18 protein-coding genes are annotated in these 19,488 nt (G+C 58.4%); 11 read left to right on the top strand and 7 right to left on the bottom strand.

The window, feature by feature from the left end; genetic code table 11:
• From VN887_07665 to VN887_07675, 3 genes are all read left to right on the top strand, one after another.
• Window positions 1-656 (top strand): hypothetical protein (locus VN887_07665; GenBank protein ID HXT39883.1); only part of this gene is annotated, 656 nt, incomplete at its 5' end.
• 69 nt (window positions 657-725) lie between these two features.
• Window positions 726-2,900 carry a hypothetical protein gene (locus VN887_07670; GenBank protein HXT39884.1) on the top strand — a complete coding sequence of 725 codons (2,175 nt, stop codon included), beginning with the start codon at window positions 726-728 and terminating at the stop codon, window positions 2,898-2,900.
• A 188-nt stretch (window positions 2,901-3,088) separates the two neighbouring features.
• Window positions 3,089-3,244: a hypothetical protein gene (locus VN887_07675; GenBank protein HXT39885.1), complete on the top strand. Its 156-nt coding sequence runs from the start codon at window positions 3,089-3,091 to the stop codon at window positions 3,242-3,244.
• A 97-nt stretch (window positions 3,245-3,341) separates the two neighbouring features.
• On the opposite strand, the gene VN887_07680 is transcribed toward VN887_07675, so the two are convergent.
• Entirely contained in the window at window positions 3,342-4,565 is a 1,224-nt protein-coding gene (locus VN887_07680) for a serine/threonine protein kinase (protein ID HXT39886.1), read from the bottom strand.
• 178 nt (window positions 4,566-4,743) lie between these two features.
• Entirely contained in the window at window positions 4,744-5,064 is a 321-nt protein-coding gene (locus tag VN887_07685) for a ferredoxin family protein (protein ID HXT39887.1), read from the bottom strand.
• A 160-nt stretch (window positions 5,065-5,224) separates the two neighbouring features.
• Here VN887_07685 and VN887_07690 point away from each other — a divergent pair, with 160 nt between their 5' ends.
• The 3 genes from VN887_07690 (at window position 5,225) to VN887_07700 (ending at window position 7,804) form a co-directional block, all read left to right on the top strand.
• Window positions 5,225-6,238: a ThuA domain-containing protein gene (locus VN887_07690; protein ID HXT39888.1), complete on the top strand. Its 1,014-nt coding sequence runs from the start codon at window positions 5,225-5,227 to the stop codon at window positions 6,236-6,238.
• Window positions 6,239-6,525: 287 nt separating this feature from the next.
• A complete protein-coding gene (locus tag VN887_07695) occupies window positions 6,526-7,056 on the top strand; it encodes an RNA polymerase sigma factor (protein HXT39889.1) in 531 nt (176 codons plus the stop codon).
• Window positions 7,049-7,804, top strand: a complete 756-nt coding sequence (locus tag VN887_07700; GenBank protein HXT39890.1) for a hypothetical protein — start codon at window positions 7,049-7,051, stop codon at window positions 7,802-7,804. The genes VN887_07695 and VN887_07700 overlap by 8 nt, the downstream gene beginning before the upstream one ends.
• A 50-nt stretch (window positions 7,805-7,854) precedes the next feature.
• Here VN887_07700 and VN887_07705 read toward each other — a convergent pair whose 3' ends face one another.
• From VN887_07705 to VN887_07725, 5 genes are all read right to left on the bottom strand, one after another.
• On the bottom strand, window positions 7,855-8,574 hold the full coding sequence (locus tag VN887_07705; GenBank protein ID HXT39891.1) for a non-canonical purine NTP pyrophosphatase: 720 nt from the start codon (window positions 8,572-8,574) through the stop codon (window positions 7,855-7,857).
• 107 nt (window positions 8,575-8,681) lie between these two features.
• Entirely contained in the window at window positions 8,682-9,533 is an 852-nt protein-coding gene (locus tag VN887_07710; protein HXT39892.1) for an Ig-like domain-containing protein, read from the bottom strand.
• Between the two features lie 136 nt (window positions 9,534-9,669).
• Window positions 9,670-10,464, bottom strand: a complete 795-nt coding sequence (locus VN887_07715; GenBank protein HXT39893.1) for a Rieske 2Fe-2S domain-containing protein — start codon at window positions 10,462-10,464, stop codon at window positions 9,670-9,672.
• 100 nt (window positions 10,465-10,564) lie between these two features.
• A complete protein-coding gene (locus tag VN887_07720; GenBank protein ID HXT39894.1) occupies window positions 10,565-12,838 on the bottom strand; it encodes a c-type cytochrome domain-containing protein in 2,274 nt (757 codons plus the stop codon).
• A gap of 161 nt (window positions 12,839-12,999) precedes the next feature.
• Window positions 13,000-13,785: a cytochrome c3 family protein gene (locus VN887_07725; protein ID HXT39895.1), complete on the bottom strand. Its 786-nt coding sequence runs from the start codon at window positions 13,783-13,785 to the stop codon at window positions 13,000-13,002.
• 171 nt (window positions 13,786-13,956) lie between these two features.
• Between VN887_07725 and VN887_07730 the strand changes: the two genes are divergently transcribed.
• The 5 genes from VN887_07730 to VN887_07750 form a co-directional block, all read left to right on the top strand.
• A complete protein-coding gene (locus VN887_07730) occupies window positions 13,957-14,850 on the top strand; it encodes a DNRLRE domain-containing protein (protein HXT39896.1) in 894 nt (297 codons plus the stop codon).
• A gap of 68 nt (window positions 14,851-14,918) precedes the next feature.
• Complete coding sequence (locus tag VN887_07735) at window positions 14,919-18,215, top strand: class I tRNA ligase family protein (GenBank protein HXT39897.1); 3,297 nt, start codon at window positions 14,919-14,921, stop codon at window positions 18,213-18,215.
• Between the two features lie 49 nt (window positions 18,216-18,264).
• Window positions 18,265-18,399, top strand: a complete 135-nt coding sequence (locus VN887_07740) for a hypothetical protein (protein ID HXT39898.1) — start codon at window positions 18,265-18,267, stop codon at window positions 18,397-18,399.
• Between the two features lies 1 nt (window position 18,400).
• Entirely contained in the window at window positions 18,401-18,826 is a 426-nt protein-coding gene (locus tag VN887_07745) for a Minf_1886 family protein (GenBank protein HXT39899.1), read from the top strand.
• Between the two features lie 36 nt (window positions 18,827-18,862).
• Window positions 18,863-19,488, top strand: a 626-nt coding sequence (locus tag VN887_07750) for a pitrilysin family protein (GenBank protein HXT39900.1), incomplete at its 3' end; no start/stop codon positions are given.

Raw genomic sequence — 19,488 nt, forward strand, 5'->3', positions numbered from 1 at the left:
CCCAAGACGCATCCTTCGATGAACTCCGCGCCAAAGATGTGCCGGAGGGGACGAAAGTAAAGCCGGGGCAGATTATTGATCCGCTCATTTATTACGCCGGGTGCACACGGGTGGAATTCGTCAACGACGCGCCCTCGGTCACATTGACGGATCTCAAACCATTCGTGGATCGCGGCCGACAAATCGTGAGGAGCTCGAGCGGCGAGCTCAAACTGGATTACGGTCGGGGCTTGCTTACAATCAACGCTCCCGCTGCCCAGGGAATCAGCGGCAATCTGAAGAACACTGGCGAGGTTTCGTTGCGCGACGTTATTATCCGCTCCGACCTCGACCTCGTGAGCATTATCACGGTTGCGTTGGACGGCAAACCTCTTGCAAGTTCACGGCGCATTCTGCTCCAGGCGATGTCCGAGGAACGCAACAGCGGTTGGGAAACCGAGGCGGTCGCCGGGGGTGTGCAACGGATAGTTGATATTGGGCACGATCCCTGGCAGGTGAAAGAACTGAGTGGCGAGGTACGCTTCCGTCGCGAGGACGCCGCCCAGCTCAAGGTCGTCGCGCTCGACGCCAATGGAATGCCGGTTGGTCCGGCAGGGCACGGCGACCGGATTCTGCTTCAGCCCAAAACGATTTATTACGTCGTTGAAGCGCCCTGAGCGAATATGTTCTAAAACGGGGGCAGGAGATCGCTTGAATGTTTGCGGGGCCGAAGTCATCCAACTGCGATGGATAACTTGACACGCATTCCGGTTGTTCAGTTATTACTCTGCGCCTCCCTGCCTGGCGCAGGCGCGGCATTTTCCTTTGCGCAGGATCCCGGTCAGCGCCTTGAGCGGACCTGCTTTCAAACCTCGCGGCCCTACAACGACACCACGGACCTTCGATCTGACGTGGCCATCGTTTATGGCATCGACGACAAACTGCCCGAACGCATCCATACCTGGCGTGATCACGGGTACCGCATCCACGTGATGACGGGCGTTTCCTGGGGGCAATACCAGGATTATCTCTACGGACGGTTCGACCATCAGAACCATGAGGACGAAGCCCAGACGGATCGCAACGGAAAGAAGATCAGCCACGGCGGTGACGTGTACTATATGTGTCCCGGGACGAACTACGGCCGCTTTCTGTGCGTGGGAGTTCAGCGGGCGCTTGATGCCGGGGCCGAGGCGATCCATCTCGAAGAGCCGGAGTTCTGGGTGCGGGCCGGTTATTCGGAGGGGTTCAAGCGGGAATGGAAAAGCTATTACCAGGAAGACTGGCAGCCGCCGCATGGTTCGGTGGACGCCCAATGGCGCGCGTCGAAACTGAAATACTATCTGTACCGCAGGGCTCTGCAGCAGGTGTTCGACTACATTCACGACTACAATCAACGGACCGGCCGCCGCGTCCGCTGTTATGTCCCGACGCACAGCCTGCTGAATTATGCGCACTGGCATATCGTGAGCCCCGAATCGAGCCTCGCCCGGCTTGACGGTTGCGACGGATACATTGCTCAGGTCTGGACCGGCACGGCGCGCACACCCAACCTGTTTCGCGGCCGGCTGCGCGAGCGAACATTTGAGACTGCGTTTCTTGAATACGGCGCCATGCAGAATCTAGTCCGCGCAACCGGCCGACGAGTCTGGTATTTGAATGATCCAATCGAAGACAACCCCAACCACGACTGGAACGATTACCGGACGAACTGGGAGTCCACGCTGGTGGCGTCGCTGTTCCAACCCGCCGTCTGGCGTTATGAAGTCGCGCCCTGGCCTGAACGTATTTTCAACGGTCGTTACCCAAGGAGAAGCCCCGACCGACAACAAATCCCGGCGGCTTATGCCACGGAATTACAGACCGTGTTCAACGCGCTGGACGACCTAAATCAGCAGCGCGTGGAGTGGGACTGCGGCACCGGCGGAATCGGCGTGTTGGTGAGTGATTCTCTGATGTTCGAACGCAGTGATCCCGCTTCCAGCGACGAGCACATGAGCCATGTTTATGGCATGGCGCTGCCGCTGCTCAAACGCGGAATGCCCATCACGCCTGTCCAACTTGAAAACGTCACCATACCGCATTACCTGGACGGATTTCATGTCCTGCTGCTCACGTATCACGGCATGAAACCCCTCGACGCGGCCGTTCATGCGCCACTGGCCGAGTGGGTCAAACATGGCGGCGTTCTGGTGATATGTGACGACGATACGGATCCCTACAACAAGGTTCGCGAGTGGTGGAACAGCGGCGCGATCCGGTACGCCACTCCGCGAGAACACCTGTTTGAAAAACTCGGCTTGAAAGAAAACCAGTCCAAAATGGAGGGGACGCCGGAAACGATAAAAGTCGGCAAAGGTGGCGTGATCTGGGCGCGCGAGAACCCGGCGACACTGGCGGCCAGCGCAGACGGCGACGCGGAAATCATCCGGATTGTCAAACAGGCAGCCATCAGCGCGAAATTGAAATGGCGCGAAACCGGTCATCTGCTGCTTCGACGCGGGCCGTACATAATAGCGGCGGGTCTCGACGAGTCTATCTCGAGTGAGCCGAAATTGATTTCAGGCCGGTTTGTGAACCTGTTCGATCCTGAGTTGCGCGTTCAGGAATCGATAACTCTCGTTCCCGGATCGCGCTTTTTCCTTCTCGATCTCGACGCCTTCCACGGTCACGAATCCCGGTTGCTTGCATCCGCGTGCAGAGCGCTGCCCCTCAAACAGAATGCGAAACAGATCTCACTGGAGGTGGAAGGCATCGCCCGCACCCCTGCCATTGTTCTGCTTCGTTCACCCAAAGCGCCCCGTGCGGTCACGCTCGACGGGAGCGCGCTCGATAGCTTCGATTACTCCCCCACCCCGCAGTTGCTGTGGGTTCGTTTCACCAACGACGCGAGACCACGCGAACTATCGGTTGTGTATTGAAGTTCGAGGAAATCACTTCAAATGCCGGCCGCACGCGGCGAGGGAGGGATTCCGGAGACCGGCGGCGGTTGGAAATTTGACCCCGTGCATCCAGACGCACACCCGTTCCGACAACCTCGGGCATGGTACATGCGGTTTTTGGGCCCATGAATAGCGATTCGTTGAAGTGCCCGGTGTGCGGAGCAACCATGAGTCGGGTGAAAGTTTTGCCGGCCAAATTTGCCGGGCTTGCCCGGTTCAGATGCACGTGCGGCCACTGCGAGGATTTGAAGGATGACAAGCCTTTGCGCGGTGACAACACACGGGAACTCATCGTCCTTGACGGATTTCAGGAGCTGCCGTGAAGCAGCCAATTCGATGATCTGTTGGAGGCGTTCTTCTTTCGCGCCTTCCCATCAGGCTCGATCATTATCTGTCGCCCGACAGTTGGCATGGCGGGTTTCACCCGGCTGCGGCAGGTAGCCAGCGCGGGTGATCGACACCCCGATCGTGCAATCCCTTCGTGAGCAGACGCGGGTGTTTCCCATCCGCAGCCATCACCCAAACCGCTGGCACGCTGCCGGTGGCTGCGCGGCAAAAAGCAATCCATCGGCCGTCTGGCGATTCGCTCGCTCGAAAGTCCCAGACGGGTGGAGCAGAATGCGTGAGGGGCGTGATCGAGTTATCGCGCGGATCGAGTCGGCAGATTTCCGTGCCGCCGCGCGCAAGCTCAGGCTTGTAATCGCGGTTGAAATGGTCGATGTCGGGCCGTTGTGGCTGAAACTCCCACGGGACCTTCGAGCCGTGCAAACGCCGCGGAAAGAGGATCGTGTTCTCACGAGTCCACGCGACGAGGTTGGAGCCACCGCCATGATTCTTGGCGCTGCCGTAGGTTGCCCCGAACCACATGGAACCCTCCTGGGTTAACACGCGCGACTCGGAACCGTCAGGCCGGCTCACGCAAATGTCCGACCAGTCGTGGCCCGGGTCGGTCCCGGGCTGGCAATCCTGATAGGCGAGCCAGTCGCCAGCGGGCGACCAGGCCGGACCAAAGTAAAGATGCCCGGGCCGAGAGGCGATGCTGATTCTCTGAGCGCCACTGACGTCGCTGGTCCAAATCTGGTAGCCAGCAGAACTCGCCAGATGATAGGCGACGCGGAGCTTATCCGGACTGAGACTGAGGCCATACGGCAAACCTTCCCCCGCGCGGGTAAACTCGCGTGCGTCCGTGCCGTCGAGGTTCATGCTGAAGCTCTGACCAACCTTGTTTCGGACGACCTGCACGAGCATGCGTTCGTCATTCAACAAAAGTTGGGGCGCATAAAACGGCGCCATCCGTTCGCGGGTGGCGACCTCTTTCAACGAACTTGAGTTCAGATCGTAAATCCAGAGGTGCGTCGGCGTTTGTGTGTAATACTCCTCGAAAGGGCGGCCCGGGCCGTCGCGGCGAGGCTCCATGCTGAGAAACAGAACGCGCTGACCGTCGGAGAAAAAATCGGCGGGCTGCCAGGTGACCTGGTCAGGAACATCGAACTCAAGATAGCGAAGGCCCGTGCCGTCGGCATTGATCAGCCCTGTCCGGCCTTGCGAGAGGAAAAACAACCTCGCCAGCCGGCCGCTCCGGTTCTGCCGCGCACGCATCGGCGAGCGACACGATACACCGGTGGCCAGCGACGCGAGCGCCATTGCTGCGAGGAATCGTCGGCGATTGACTTTTGTTGGCAGGGTGGAGGAGTTGTATGACCGCAAGGGCCGTTTGCAGAAGCAGGAAGTCGGCGAGCGCATCGCCAACGTTACACGAATCGGCAACGGATGACAAAAGAACGTGGTTGTCGCGCCGCGTCGCTCGAACCGCGCCCGCCGTCTAATAACCCAGTTCGGCCTTGCGCTGCTGAGCGGTGGGCAGAGGGTCCTTCTTGGCTGCGATGGCCTCCTGGCCGGAATCCTTCACGCGCCGGGCTTCGGCGGCGTTGAATTCAATGCCGGCCTGAAATTCCGCCGGCACTGCCCCGTCCGCATAGATTGCCTCGACCGGGCAGACCTCGACGCATGCAGTGCAGTCGATGCAGTCGTCCGGGTGAATGACCAGTTGTTGGTCAAGTTCGTAAAAGCAAGCGACGGGGCAGACTTCGACACAATCGGTGAATTTGCAACGCTGACATTTGTCCGTGACAACGTGGGCCATAGCAATCCTGTGATAAAGTTTTGTTTCAGACGAACGGACACACAATGTTCTTCGCCACACCAGCCGTCAAGTTCGCGAACGGCAAAAATACTTCTCGTTGTCCTTTTCAGGGTCGTGAGGTATGAATCTGGCCAGCACAAATCTACCGGAAGAAATCGATATGAAACTTGTATTATGCGTGATGGCTTTCACGGCGCTGACGTTTGGTCTCGCCGCCGGGGCGGAAGACCGGGTTGTTTACGAGGGCAAGGACGGTCCGGGGCATGGCAAACACATCGTTTTCATCACCGGGGACGAGGAATACCGCTCAGAGGAGGGAATGCCGATGCTTGGCAGGATGCTGGCCGAACGCCATGGCTTCAAATGCACGGTTCTTTTTGCGATCAACCCGGCCGATGGCACGATTGATCCGAATAATCAGACCAACATCGTGGGCATGGATGCGCTCAAGTCTGCCGACCTGGTCGTTATGCAATTGCGCTTCCGTGAACTGCCGGACGATCAGATGAAGTATTTTGTGGATTACTGCGAGTCCGGAAAACCGATCCTGGCGGTTCGCACTTCGACGCATGCCTTCGCCTACAGCCGCAACAAGCGCAGCCCTTACACAAAGTTCGACTGGCAAAGCAAGGAATGGCCCGGCGGATTCGGTCAGCAGGTTTTGGGCGAGACGTGGGTGAGTCATCACGGAAATCACGGACAGGAAAGCACCCGGGGCGTCATCAACGAATATTTCAAGGATCACCCGATATTAAAAGGGGTCGCGGACATCTGGGGTCCGACGGATGTTTACGGCATCGCCCATCTGCCGAAAGGCGCCCAGGTGCTCGTTTACGGCCAGGTCCTTGAAGGCATGAAACCGACCGATAGACCGGTGGACGGACCCAAGAACAACCCGATGATGCCGATCATCTGGACGCGTAACTACACCTGGGAAACCGGCAAAACCTCGCGCATCGTTTGCACCACCATCGGAGCGGCCGTTGATCTTGAAAACGATGGGCTGCGGCGTCTTTTTACCAATGCGATATACTGGGAGCTCGGTCTGGAAGACAGAATCTCGCCGACCAGCAACGTGGCTCCGGTTGGCGAGTATCACCCGAACTTTTTTGGTTTCGGCAAATTCAAGCGCGGCCTGAAGCCCGCCGATTTCGACCCGGCGGCGAGGCCATAGCCGGTTCATCGGAGGTTTCGCCTTGGAAAGGTTGAGGATCGGATCCACGCGGTGAGAGTTTTCGGACGACGGGCCATCGGTTATCAGAAAGGCCCTGAACACAGGCGACCGTCAGCTTGCCGATGAAGCGATAAGATGAACGACCGGAGGATAGGTTCCCGTTCGGCGCACAGTTTTCCCGCTCGCTCCCGACGCTCCACCGCGTCAAATTGAGGCGCGTTTTTCCGGTCCTGCGATTTACGGGAACAATTCGCGCAGCGATGGCTCATAATGACAACGACAGTCGAATGACTGCCCACCAGGAATTTGAACTCCTTGTGAATCAGTATTATTCCACGCTGTATCAATTCGCCTTCAGCCTGGCCCGAAACGAGGACGACGCGCGTGACCTGACCCAGCAGACCTTTTACGCGTGGGCGCGAAAGGGCCATCAACTTCGCGACCGTTCGAAGGTCAAAACCTGGCTGTTCACGACCCTGTATCACGAGTTTCTCGAAAAGAAACGCCGACAGGTCCGCTTTCCTCATTTTGAACTGAGCGCGGTGGATCAAGATCTGCCAAACGTGGCGCCGGCGACGATAAACGAATTGGATTCGGGGGCCGTGTTGCAATCACTCGCGCAGCTTGACGAAACCTTCCAGGCTCCCGTCGCCCTCTTTTACCTGGAAGACCATTCCTACAAGGAAATCGCGGATATTCTGGGTGTGCCGCTGGGGACGGTGAAATCGCGGATTTCGCGCGGCATCGCCCAGCTTCAGCAGATTTTGACCCATAACGAACCTCCCGGCGACGCGCCGAAAACGCGGACACATGGATAGCCAGCAAGCAAAGGACATTCTGATGCGGTACCGCCCCGGCGTGGCGGACGCGACCGACGCGGATGTGGACGCGGCCCTCGAGCAAGCCAGACGCGACCCGCACCTCGGCCGCTGGTTCGATCAGCATTGCGCCTTTCAGACTGCCGTCCGCAATCGGCTCAAACAACTGCCGGTGCCTGTTGACTTGAAGGAGACAATTCTAGCCGGGTATGGACGTGTATTGGTAATTGTATGGTGGCAGCGTCCTGTGTACCGCGCCCTCGCTGCCGCGGCAGCCGTTGTATTGGTGGCGGCCCTGATTTATTTTCGCCCGGAACCGCGCGAGGACAAAAGTTTTGCTGCGTTCCGCGATCGCGTCGTGCGTTCAGCCCAGCGCGGCTATGCCATGGATCTGACCACCACCAACCTGGGCGAAATTCGCACTTATCTCGCGGAGCACCATGGTCATGCCGACTACACTCTGCCTCCCGCCTTGAAAAAGCTCCCGGGAGACGGGTGCGCGGTTTTGCGATGGCAGAATAAAACCGTTTCCATGGTCTGTTTCGACCTCGGCAACCACAACGATCTGTATCTGTTTGTTGCAAAACGGTCCGATCTCCCCGACGCCCCTTCCACCGCTGAGCCGCAGTTCGTTCGAATTGAAAAGCTGAGCGCCGCCAGCTGGAACGGGGGCGACAACATTTACGTTCTGGCCGGCAGCGGAGACGAACAGTTCATCCGCAATTATCTTCCGGGGAATTCACCGTGAGAAATCGAAGACCGGATTCAAAACCTTACCGGGCGCCTCAAACCCTGCGGTTATTTCAGCAGCCGGTCACGCAGCCTCGCCAGCGCGCGCGCGCGATGGCTCAACCGGTTCTTCACGTCCTTGCCCAGCACCGCAAACGATTCTTCATACCCATCCGGAACAAAAAGAGGATCGTACCCGAACCCGCCCTGCCCCTGAGGAGCGGAGCCGATGTGCCCTTCACATACGCCTTCGAACAATTCGGTTTGAAGCTCGGACGCGTTGGCGTCGCAGACGGGCGAAGCGCCCTCGGGCGCTTCCGGCAAAACCGGGGTCAGTGCAAGCACACAACGAAAACGCGCGGTTCTTTTCCCCAACGGAACGTCCTGCAACAGGCGAAGCAGCTTGGCGTTGTTGGCCGCGTCCGCCGCGTTATCCATCGACCCGCCCGCGTGCGGGGCAGTCGTCATCCCTTCGCCAAGCGCGGCAAAACGCGCTGAATGGACACCCGGCGCCCCGTTGAGCGCGTCCACCTCCAACCCGGAGTCATCCGCCAAAACGTAAGGCTCCATGGCTTCTGCTCCGAAATCGCTGTTCGAGCTGCGCGCCAGCCAGCACGCGAATTCCACCGACTTTTTTGTCGCGTTGCCGGCGAATGTCGAAGCGTCTTCGATGGTTCTCGGTGCGTTTGGAAAGTTGTTCAGCGTGAGGCATTGAAAGCGCCCGCCGAGAATCCCCCGGATTTCCTGGGCTTTGTGCGCGTTCCACGTCGCGATGAACAGAATGACCATGCCGCATACTGAACGACACCAAAGCGGAGTCACGCCAATTCACGCGGAATGAGGCGCTTCAGGAAGGATGACCCCGACCCGCAATTCTGCGTGAAGGAATTCCCGCGTCACGGGTTGGGCAGCCGGCCGACACGATAGAACCGCAGAAAATTCACATCGAACGCCTCACCGTAAAGCTCATTGCTCACGGAGGCGGTGTTGGTCGCAAGTGAAGTCCAGTTCGTCAGGTCGGGAGAGTTCTGGACGACATAATTCAATCCCGGGTTCGCGGTGTAGGTAAACTGAAACTGGCCGTTGGTAACCTGCGGCGAGGAAAGCGTCACATCGACCGGCGTCACCACCGAAATATTGACCGGCGCGGACGTTTTCGACAGGCCTCCACTGTCGGTGGCCACGGCCGTGAGGGAATACCTGCCGGCGGTCAGATTACTCGCGGTGATACTGAACGGACTGGTTGAGGCGGCCCCCACCGGATTGTCGTTCGCGAAAAACTGAACGTCCGAAATGCTTTCGCCGGCGTCGGACGCGCCGGCCTGTACCGCGACGTCAGCCGGCGCGGCAAAGACCGCGCCTTCGACCGGACTGTCAATGGCAACCACCGGCGGCAAATTGGAAGTGGACACGACCACCACCATGCCGGTCATTCCGGCCGCAGCGTGACCCAGTAAAATGCATTCATAAGGATATGATCCCGGAACATTAAACGTGTGTGAGCAACTCACCACGGTGCCGCTGCCGCAAATGGGATCTGCGCCGGTTCCCGTTATCGTATGCGAAGCGAATGGTGTGTTGCCCTGCCAAACGACCGTGTCGCCGACGTTGATCGTAAGATTGTTGGGGGTAAAAAAGAAGCTCCCAAAATTAACCGTGTTCGTGGTTGCGGATAAATCGAACGGTCCGGCCAATATCACTGACAACAAAAACCATTTCAAATCATGTTTTTCGATCTTCAATTTCATGCTGGTAAGATGATTGCAAGGACCCTTGGTTCCGGTGAACCTTTTCCTCTGCAACAAGATCGCGTTTCATCTGTCCACGCATGAAGTTGCCGCAAAACGAGAAATAATCCAGTCGCAGCGTGTTTTTAATCTGCGGCTATGCCTGTGTCACTTGAACCACGATCGAGTAGAAGCCGGCATCGGTCGCGCGGTCCACAAACGCTGTGCCGGTGGAGCCATTGCCGGTCAACACTGATGAAGTTGCCGCCCCGCCACTGGTCGTCGCGAACAAAACGGTCGTGCCGGGATCCGTGAAGGACTGCCGCAACACCACGCGATATTTCACCCCGGATTTGGTGGGGAACTGCAATTGAAAGCGCGGACCAACCGTGCCCTGGACAGCGGTTCCGGTCACCGAGTAGCCCAGTCCCGGAATCTCAATGCAAAGAATCGTGCCGTCGAAGCTGTTGGCATACGAGATTAACGGCTTGGTCGTCGGTCCCGCCACCACGCTTCCGTCGATCGCGTACCGGGAACCGTGACACGGGCATAAACTCGCGCCTATTGAGGCGTTGAACGTCGGAACAACGCAACCAAGATGCTGACAGCGGGTGCTCAGTGCAAAAAATTGATCCGCGGCTCCGCGATTGACCAACACCGGATAAAAGGCGCCGCTTGGCCCGTTCGTGGTGAACGGATTCAGCGCCAATCGAACCGAGCCGTTGGTGTTCTGTAACGCTGGAAAATCCCCCACCCGCACGCGCAAAATGCCCGCTCCCGGCGCGGCCGGCTGGCAATCCGCCACCAGGGTGGCAAGCCAACCCTTGCCCACAAAGGTCGACACCGCGGTTCCCACGACAAAATGCCCGATGAAATGACGCCTGGACAAATCTGAATTCAGATCTGCGAATGGCTGGTCGCGCTCACCAAGACCCTTGACCCTATGAACCATAAGATACCGGTTTCATACTCGTGAGACACACGCATCTCCGCTTTGTTCCCGGAAACCTTCATCTCCGCCTCGAGTCATGCGGACCTTTTGACGTGATGAATCACGGCAGATTGATGTTCAGTGAAGCCATGACGGCGTGCGCCCGATAGTTGTTCGCGCCGGCCGAAGTGGGCTCGTCGTAACGGAAATAACCGTATTGGACGTTTGCGGTCATATTTTTCAACAACCGCCGCGTCACGCCCGCCGTCACCGCGTGGCGGTCATACCCGATCCCCAGGGGCAGGCCGCTCGCCTCATTGTTTTGCCGATAATCGGCGCGAGAGAAGGAATAACTCGCGTGAAAGTCGGTCGATCTGCTGACTATGAATGTTGCGGTGGAGAGCACGCTGTAGATGTCGCCGCGATACGGTACAACGACTGCCCCGTCATTTACGCCGGTCAACAGTCGCGATTGCGAATAAGAGAACGTCGTGGAAAGATTCAACCGCCGCCACGGCGTCAGGGTCGTGTTGATGCTGTAAACGTGCGCGTCCTCGTTTCCCGCAAGGATTTCGCCGCCTGGAAAAAACGCCCCCAAACTGACGTTCGTGCTCGACTCTGTCGAGGTGTGATAATCGGTGGCCGTGACTTCGTACTTCAGCGTTGTCTTCAGCCACGTCGCCGGACGAAGCACCAGCCTGGCCGTCACGCTGTCGTTCTTGATGTCACGCGATAACATGAACGCGGGATAGCCGTTGCCCGGGAAGAAAAACGGCGGCTGCGAACCATCGATGTCGCTGCGGTTGTCGTAGTCCGTTCGCTTGTCGTGGTGCGTGAAACTGGCGTCGAGCGAAACGCGCGGCCACGGAGAAATGGTGAACCCTGCGCGGTATTGCTTCAGATCCCCCCTGGCATTCGTGTCGCGTACGAAATCGCGACTGTCACCGAAACCGTCGTCAACGAAGCCGTTCTCGTAATAATCGATCCTTTCCTGCTGGAGGCGGGCATCGCCATAAAGAACGGTGAAAGGAATCCGGTCGTAGCGCACCTCGAACGTCTCATCCACGGCCGAACGATCTGTGTCCGACAGACCCGAGAATGGATTCGCGAGAGAACCTGGCAGTGGAATGCGCAAATCGGCCTGACTGAATCCGTTGCGCCGCTGCCATTCAGCCTGGGCGCCCGCCGCTGCGGTCAAACCCTGCCACGGCCCCAATCGGACGTTGCCGTTGATCGTGTGCGATTCCTGGCTCAGCGTGATGCTCTGGCTGCTGTCACCGGCCTGCAACGCTCCCGGCGTCGCGACCGAGTCAAACACCTGGCTGATCGAACCGTCGCCGTTAAGTCGCGAGTAAAGATAGCCGGCGGATACAAGGAGCCATTCGGCCACCGGCTTTTCAACGCGGAACGCATTCGCGGCGTCGAAATGACGGTAGGTCTCTTTGTAGATTCCAATGCTGTTCGGGTTGAAAAAATATGCGTCGCCCTGGCTGATTCGCGTCGTTTTCAAATCGTAAATCTCCGCGCGAAAATTATCCTCCAGCGAAACCCCGGCGACCTCATGGTTCAAGCCCAGTTTGAAGATATGCGCGTGCTCGTTGAGATCCTTGTAGCCGGGATAAACGGCCTTGAAAGTCCCGTTCGTGTTGAGACCCCATTGCAACGTGGATTCGTTGCCATCCCTGAACTGATATTCGTAACCCAAAACCAATTTCGGCCAGTTGGGCAGAGTCAATCCCAGGTCAAACCACGCCTTGCCGTTGTTCACATACAGGTCGCGGTTGAGCGTCGGTGGCGGTTGATTGGAAAAAGAGCCGCCGGCATCGTTGAAATACTTGCGATACGTGTCAAAGCCGGCGCGGACGAAGCCAAGATCGGGCCTGGCCAATGTGAGCGCGATGCGGTAGTCCTCCTGTGGAAACAGCGCCCGACCTTCGACTTTCAATTCCGCGTCCTTGCCGACCGGCTCTGTCATCTCGAAGCGTTCGTAACCGGACGTGAAGCCTTCCTTTTGCGACCAGTCCTCCCTAAACTTCTGTTTGTTACCAGTCACATGGATCCATTGTACGACCGGCGTGACAGACATCCGGGTTTCACGTCGGGCAGTCTCGGCGCCCTTCGGCCATGCCGCCCCTTGATCAATCCAGGCGCGCAATAATCCAATCTGGTTCGTCGTCAATGGATCGCCCTTGCCCGCGGGCGGCATCTCCTTGTCCTCAACGAGGCGGGCCACGTATTGAATCAATTTGCTTTGGGCGCTGTTGCCGGGAACGATGTCATCGTGATTGTTCTCACCGCCTTCCAACGCGGACTCGCGATTATCCAGACGAAACCTGGACTTCGGATGCTCGGGCCCGTGGCAACGGAAACAGGAGCTTTCGAAAATTGACTTCACGTCGCGGTCGAATTCGACGGAAACACCAGCGGGAGGCGGAAGTTCGCCCACATCCGTACTGGCGCCCAGGGATGGAACGGCCACGGCAAAAAGCAGAACCCAGACGGTAGTCGAGCTGGATTGGATTGATTTCAAATGCTCCATGCGAAGATCGGCTTTGTCTAATACAGCAAAAGGCGGTTTACGTTTGACCCATGCACCGCTGTGTGACAACCCGCGCTGGAACAAGTGCCAAGCTGCATATAAAACGTGTGATCTGACTTTCCGATGGCGATGCTTCCGGACATGGCTTGCACCTGGGCGTGGCACCGCAGGCAAAGGTTCGCGTCGCGTTCTAGCAACAGCTTGGCGTTGATCGAGCCGTGCGGCGCGTGACAGGCAACGCAACCCTCGCGCATGGCGGCGTGCTCGAAAACAAACGGCCTCGCCTGTTCGCGATGACACTGACTGCACGATTCGTTCAACCGGGCCATCGCCAGGCCGCCGCGCGGTTTCATGATGTCGCTGCCGTGCGGATCATGGCATTGCACGCAGTTCATCCGGTTCTCAATGACGGGATGATGCTGTGGCAGGTTGAATTCCGCGTGTGTTTCAAGGTGGCATTGAAAACACGCGGCCGGGTCCTTGCCCGGATTGACAATCAGCCTGGCGCGTCCGCCGCCGGCTTCGACGTGTTTGCTTCCCGGCCCGTGACAGGATTCGCAACCGGCCGTCCCCGCCCATTTCAAATCGTCCCGGTAAAACCTGCCGTGTGGACTTCCGGGAAACTGGCGCGCGATCTCGGCGTGGCAGTCCGCGCACACCTTGTTGCCGACGTAATGCGCGCCTTCGATCTGCGGCGGCTCGATGACTGTCCGATCCAGCGTCGAACATGAAGTGAAAAAAAGCGGGCCGGCAGCCGCCGCTGCCAACGCGCCGGTAAGGAAACAGAATCGCCAGTGCTTCATCGCCAAAAGGGTTTGTGAAAGCGGCTGGTTTCGGGAAAAGGCCGCTCTTTTCGCGGCGACAATTGGCCCAACAACGACGTCATTTCAAGCTCATTTCCCTCAGGGAACCATTTTGTTGGTGGTCCGTCTTAACTGGACGTGGTTGGCGCGCGATTTACCTCATCTCTCGGGTTGGCAACGTCGTTTGCGTTTGCCGTCGCCGCGAATCCCGTGTCCCTGGCCAATTCAGTGACGCTCACTCCCGTCGCCGATACGACGCTGTTTGAAACCACGCCCACCAACAACCTCGGCGCGGAAGCGACTCTGATCTGCGGAACGACCGCGAGCGGTTTCAGAAACCGTGCGGTCCTCAAATTCGACATTGCCGAGCAAATTCCACCCGGCGCCGTCGTCACCTCGGCCACCTTGACCCTGACCGTCGTCAAAGTGAATCCCTTTACGCCCGTCAGCGCGACCTTTGAGTTGCATCGGCTCCTGCAACCGTGGGGTGAAGGCACCGGCACCGGTTTTAACCGCGGGCTTGGCGCGACGAACGGTGAAGCCACCTGGGACGCGCGCGCGTTTCCGAATGATCTCTGGAGCAGCCCCGGCGCCGCGGTTGACACGGATTACGCTGCCACCGTCAGTTCGTCGGCGCTCATCGACGGACCCGGTGGTTACCCCCTCCCTTCAACGTCCGCACTGATCGCCGACGTCCAATCCTGGCTCGACGACACCAATTCCAATCTTGGCTGGATACTCGTCTGCACCGACGAAGCAACCCCTTTTACTTCTCATCGCCTCTCGTCGAGGGAAAGCGCAAGCGGCGCTCCTTCGCTGCTCATCGAATACACGCCCGCTCAATCGCCGCTACAAATCAGCGCGCTGAATTCGGCAGCCGGCAAAATGAGCTTCCAGTTCAACGCCCGGGCCCAACAGACCTACGCCGTGGAATTCACAGATGCGCTTTCGCCGCCGAACTGGCAGACGTTGACGAACATACCCGCGCAGTCAACCACCACCAACATCGCGATTTCAATCGACACCGCGGGTGACCGGCTTTTCTGCCGCATCAGAACTCCCTGAGTGAGTCGGTCAGCAGTCAGGAATTCTTCCATTGCCCTGCCGCGTCGTTTCCTCAATATTTCGCCGCTATGTCGAGCAGTCGCAGGCAATATCCTTTTCACCTGATCGAACCCAAGTGGCAAAAGACCTGGGACGAGCAGCAAAGTTTTCGCGCGTTCAATCCGGGCGAGGAAATTCCTGCGGACCATCCGTTCGCAAAGCGCCATGGCATTTCCGGCAAGATCAGCGCCGCGCAATTGCCGCCGAAATTCTACATCCTCGACATGTTCCCCTACCCGTCCGGCGCGGGGCTGCACGTCGGGCATCCGGAAGGCTACACCGCAACCGACATTCTCGCCCGCTACCGCCGGGCGCAAGGGTTCAATGTCCTGCATCCGATGGGCTGGGACGCGTTCGGCCTGCCCGCCGAGCAATACGCCGTCAAGACCGGCCAACATCCGCGCCAGACCACCGAGCAAAACATCGCCACCTTCAAGCGCCAGATCCAAAGCCTCGGCTTCAGCTACGACTGGTCGCGCGAACTGGCCACGACCGACCCGGATTATTTCAAGTGGACGCAGTGGATTTTTCTCAAGCTCTACAACTCGTGGTTCAATCCGGAGACGAACAAGGCTGAACCGATCGAAACACTGGAGTATCCGGCAGAAATGACGCTGATAGAGGACGCGTCGAAACTCGTCTTAACGTACGACCCTGGCCAGGCTCCCACCAAAGAGGAACAAGAGGAGTTCAAGAGGCTATTTAAGGAACAGTTCAATACGCAATCGGAAAAGGATCGTCGCGAGTACCGCGATTCAAAACGTCTCGCCTACGTCAGTGAGCAACCCGTCTGGTGGTGCGAACAACTCGGCACGGTCTTGGCCAACGAGGAAGTCGTGGACGGCAAGAGCGAAGTCGGCGGCCATCCCGTGACGCGCAAGCCGATGCGCCAATGGATGCTCCGCATCACCGCTTACGCCGAGCGATTGCTGAGCGACCTCGACACGATTGACTGGAGCGATTCGCTCAAGGAAATGCAGCGAAACTGGATTGGTCGAAGTGAAGGCGCGGAAGTTCAATTCCAGGTTGCCGTTGATGACTTGGGTGGAACAGGCCACCGGCCTGTTTTGTTCGGCGACTCGCCGGACAAGGCGGTTGGCAAGTTGCCAACCGCAACGGGCGAGCCGCCCGTTCCACCTGAACCAAAAGCAAAAGCCCAAACAATTACCGTCTTTACAACGCGGCCCGATACGTTGTTCGGCGCGACCTACATGGTGCTGTCGCCGGAGCACAAACTCGTGGACAAACTCGCTGACATCGCAAAGCCACATCCGGATGCGACAATCAACGAACGAATCACTGACACCGAAGTTCGAGTCCTCGATTTGGAAGGCCGTCAGATCGGTTGCATGGCAAAGGCTACAGCGATAGCGGCGGCACGTCGGGCAAACGCTGACCTCCTGTTGATTGCTCCGAACGCAAATCCGCCGGTATGCCGCATCGTCCGGTTTCCCGACTTCTTCAAGAAGCAGATCGCCGACTACCGCTCTTCCACCGCCGGCAAATCCGATCTCGAACGTACCGAACTCGCGAAGGAAAAGACCGGCGTGTTCACCGGCGCCTACGCCATCAATCCGGTGATTGACCCGAACGACCCGCTATGGCCGAACCAGCACCGAATTCCCATTTGGATCGCTGACTACGTCTTGGCTTCGTATGGCACAGGCGCGATCATGGCTGTTCCTTCACACGACGAGCGCGATATGGAGTTTGCGCTCAAATTCGACATCACGACGCAGAATGTAGTCTTGCCGCCCGATGACTGGCTTCGTTCTCGTGTCAGTTCAGCTTTCAAAGACAACCCGATTGAGGAGATTCGCGACGTTTACCGAACCACCAACGCTTACTTTGGCCAGCACGCATTTGTCGGCGACGGCATTTCAGTCAACTCGCACAACGCAGAGATTTCACTCGACGGCCTCCCCACCGCCGAGGCCAAAAAGAAAATCACCGACTGGCTCGAAGCCAAAGGGCTCGGCAAGCGCACGATCAATTACAAACTCCGCGACTGGCTCTTCAGCCGACAGCGTTACTGGGGCGAGCCGTTTCCGATTGTTTGGAAGCGCGACGCCAGTGGGAATCTGTATCACGAGGCACTGCCGGAAAGCGCGTTGCCCGTCCTGCCGCCGGCGTTGAGCGACTACAAACCCACCGCCACCGGCGCACCGCCGCTCACCCGCGCGAAGGATTGGGTCAACCTGCCCGACGGCTCGACCCGCGAGACGAACACCATGCCCCAATGGGCCGGCTCGTGCTGGTATTATCTCCGTTATCTTGACGCGAAAAATTCCGCCGCGTTTGTCGGTCGTGGAGCTGAAAGTTACTGGATGGGTGTAGCGTCGGGCCTGCGGCCCGACAAATCGGCGCGCAGCGCCGACGCTACAACCCCCGGCGTTGACCTCTACGTCGGCGGCACGGAGCACGCCGTCTTGCACCTCCTCTACGCGCGATTCTGGCACAAGGTTTTGTTCGACCTCGGCTACGTCTCGACCCCCGAGCCGTTTTTCAAACTCGTTAATCAGGGCCTCATCCTCGGCGAAGATGGGCAGAAAATGTCCAAGTCCCGCGGCAACGTGGTAAACCCGGACGACGTCCTCAAGGAATACGGCGCGGACGCGTTCCGGCTTTACGAGATGTTCATGGGCCCGTTGCAGGACACCAAACCGTGGAACACTCGAGGCGTCGAGGGCGTGTATCGTTTCCTCGGCCGCGTGTGGCGCTTGTTCGTGGACGAACAGAGTGAAACAGAATTCGAGCAGGCCGAGACAACCGCAGAGGCGCAGGGGCGCGGAGAATTGTTAAACTTGATCAAGCTCGATAAGCGCATTAAAGACATTCAACCCACGGCAGCTCAGCTCAAAACGCTCCACGCCTGCATCAAGAAGGTCACCGAAGACCTCGACGGGATGCGCTTCAACACGGCCATCTCGGGCATGATGGTCTTCGTGAACGACGCGATGACGTGGGAAACGCGACCGCTCAGCGTCTTGAAAACTTTTCTGCAATTGCTCGCGCCGTTCGCGCCGCATATCGCGGAAGAACTTTGGGCGAAGCTCCACTCATCCTTCAGCCTTCATCCTTCAGCCCTGGCTTACGCCCCGTGGCCCGAATTTGATCCCGCCTTGCTCGCCGAAGACACGCTGGAAATCCCCGTCCAGGTAAACGGCAAGTTGCGCGACGTCATCACGGTCCCCGTCGGCTCCAGCCGGGAACACCTCGAATCTGTGGCCCTCTCCAGCGATAAGGTGCAGCAGTTCCTCAAGGACAAGACGGTGAAAAAAGTCGTCGTCGTAGCGAACAAGCTGGTGAATGTCGTTGCTGCTTGAGCAAAATTCGCGGTTGTTAGCCCGGCCGGCTGAACCTATATTGCACGCGATGCTGCGGTTGACCAAACAGGAACAACTGGTCTTGTGCGTTGTGCTGTCGCTGCTGCTGGTCGGCTGGGCTGTCAAGTCCTGGCGCACCGCGCAACCGTCCGAGCGGCCTGTTGAACAGACCGGCCCAGAATAACATGCAAGCACCCAGTTTCGAGGAAGCGATTGAACAAATAGTGGCAGGAGACGCGCGTTTCCAGCGCGAGGCCTATTTTTTTGTCCGCGAGGCGCTTGATCACACACAGAAGATGGTTGGCAAGGCGCCAAAGAAGGAGGAGGTCCGCCACGTCACCGGCCAGCAACTGCTCAATGGCATCCGCGATTACGCCCTGCAACAGTTCGGGCCGATGGCGATGACAGTGCTGGATACCTGGGGCATCCGCAGTTGCGAACACTTCGGCGAAATTGTCTTCAACATGGTCGAGACAAAAGTGCTGTCCAAAACGGAGAATGACAGTCGCGATGATTTCAAGAACGGCTATGATTTTCACGAAGCATTTCGCAAACCCTTTTTGCCCGCGTCCCGGGTCAACGCTCCGCAGGCTGAGACCCGCCGGAGCTGAGCCGCCTTTCGTTTTTCACCGGCCTCCCATTTGATTATGCACCCTCACATCGTCTCCGGCTCACGCGCTCCGGCCCGCAAAGGCACCAGGGCCGTTTCCGCCTGCCCGCCCGGCGCTCAACTGACAACTCTGGACAACGGCCTGGCCATCATCGTCCGCGAAGACCATAGCGCGCCGGTGGTCTCGGCGCAGGCCTGGTGCATGGCCGGGAGCATTCACGAGGGGCGCTGGCTTGGGGCGGGCCTCTCGCACGTGCTTGAACACATGTTGTTCAAGGGCACCGCAACGCGGCCGGGCGCGCGCATCGATCAGGAGGTGCAGGAGGCGGGAGGTTACATGAACGCCTATACGTCGTTCGACCGCACCGTTTACTGGATCAATGTTCCAAACACCGGCGCGCGCGTCGCGATCGACATTCTCTGTGACATCATGCAAAACGCCACGCTGCCCCCGGACGAGCTGGCGAAAGAGCTCGATGTCATTCGCAGGGAAATGGACATGGGACAGGACGATCCGGCGCGCCGCTCCGGCCGCCGTCTTTTTGAGACGGCGTACACACGCAGCCCGTACCGTTACACGGTCATCGGCTACCGCGACATTTTCGACGAATTGAAGCCCGACGACATCCGTGGATACTACCGGGAAAAGTACGCTCCCAATAA

It is taken from the genome of Candidatus Angelobacter sp., from assembly GCA_035607015.1.
Taxonomy (GTDB): domain Bacteria; phylum Verrucomicrobiota; class Verrucomicrobiia; order Limisphaerales; family AV2; genus AV2.

Excerpts from the sequence above, each read along its gene's own strand:
- VN887_07670 (HXT39884.1), top strand. The coding sequence starts at position 726 with ATGGATAACTTGACACGCATTCCGGTTGTTCAGTTATTACTCTGCGCC.
- VN887_07675 (HXT39885.1), top strand. The coding sequence starts at position 3,089 with ATGAGTCGGGTGAAAGTTTTGCCGGCCAAATTTGCCGGGCTTGCCCGG.
- VN887_07680 (HXT39886.1), bottom strand. The coding sequence starts at position 4,565 with ATGGCGCTCGCGTCGCTGGCCACCGGTGTATCGTGTCGCTCGCCGATG.
- VN887_07685 (HXT39887.1), bottom strand. The coding sequence starts at position 5,064 with ATGGCCCACGTTGTCACGGACAAATGTCAGCGTTGCAAATTCACCGAT.
- VN887_07690 (HXT39888.1), top strand. The coding sequence starts at position 5,225 with ATGAAACTTGTATTATGCGTGATGGCTTTCACGGCGCTGACGTTTGGT.
- VN887_07695 (HXT39889.1), top strand. The coding sequence starts at position 6,526 with ATGACTGCCCACCAGGAATTTGAACTCCTTGTGAATCAGTATTATTCC.
- VN887_07700 (HXT39890.1), top strand. The coding sequence starts at position 7,049 with ATGGATAGCCAGCAAGCAAAGGACATTCTGATGCGGTACCGCCCCGGC.
- VN887_07705 (HXT39891.1), bottom strand. The coding sequence starts at position 8,574 with ATGGTCATTCTGTTCATCGCGACGTGGAACGCGCACAAAGCCCAGGAA.
- VN887_07710 (HXT39892.1), bottom strand. The coding sequence starts at position 9,533 with ATGAAATTGAAGATCGAAAAACATGATTTGAAATGGTTTTTGTTGTCA.
- VN887_07715 (HXT39893.1), bottom strand. The coding sequence starts at position 10,464 with ATGGTTCATAGGGTCAAGGGTCTTGGTGAGCGCGACCAGCCATTCGCA.
- VN887_07725 (HXT39895.1), bottom strand. The coding sequence starts at position 13,785 with ATGAAGCACTGGCGATTCTGTTTCCTTACCGGCGCGTTGGCAGCGGCG.
- VN887_07735 (HXT39897.1), top strand. The coding sequence starts at position 14,919 with ATGTCGAGCAGTCGCAGGCAATATCCTTTTCACCTGATCGAACCCAAG.
- VN887_07740 (HXT39898.1), top strand. The coding sequence starts at position 18,265 with ATGCTGCGGTTGACCAAACAGGAACAACTGGTCTTGTGCGTTGTGCTG.
- VN887_07745 (HXT39899.1), top strand. The coding sequence starts at position 18,401 with ATGCAAGCACCCAGTTTCGAGGAAGCGATTGAACAAATAGTGGCAGGA.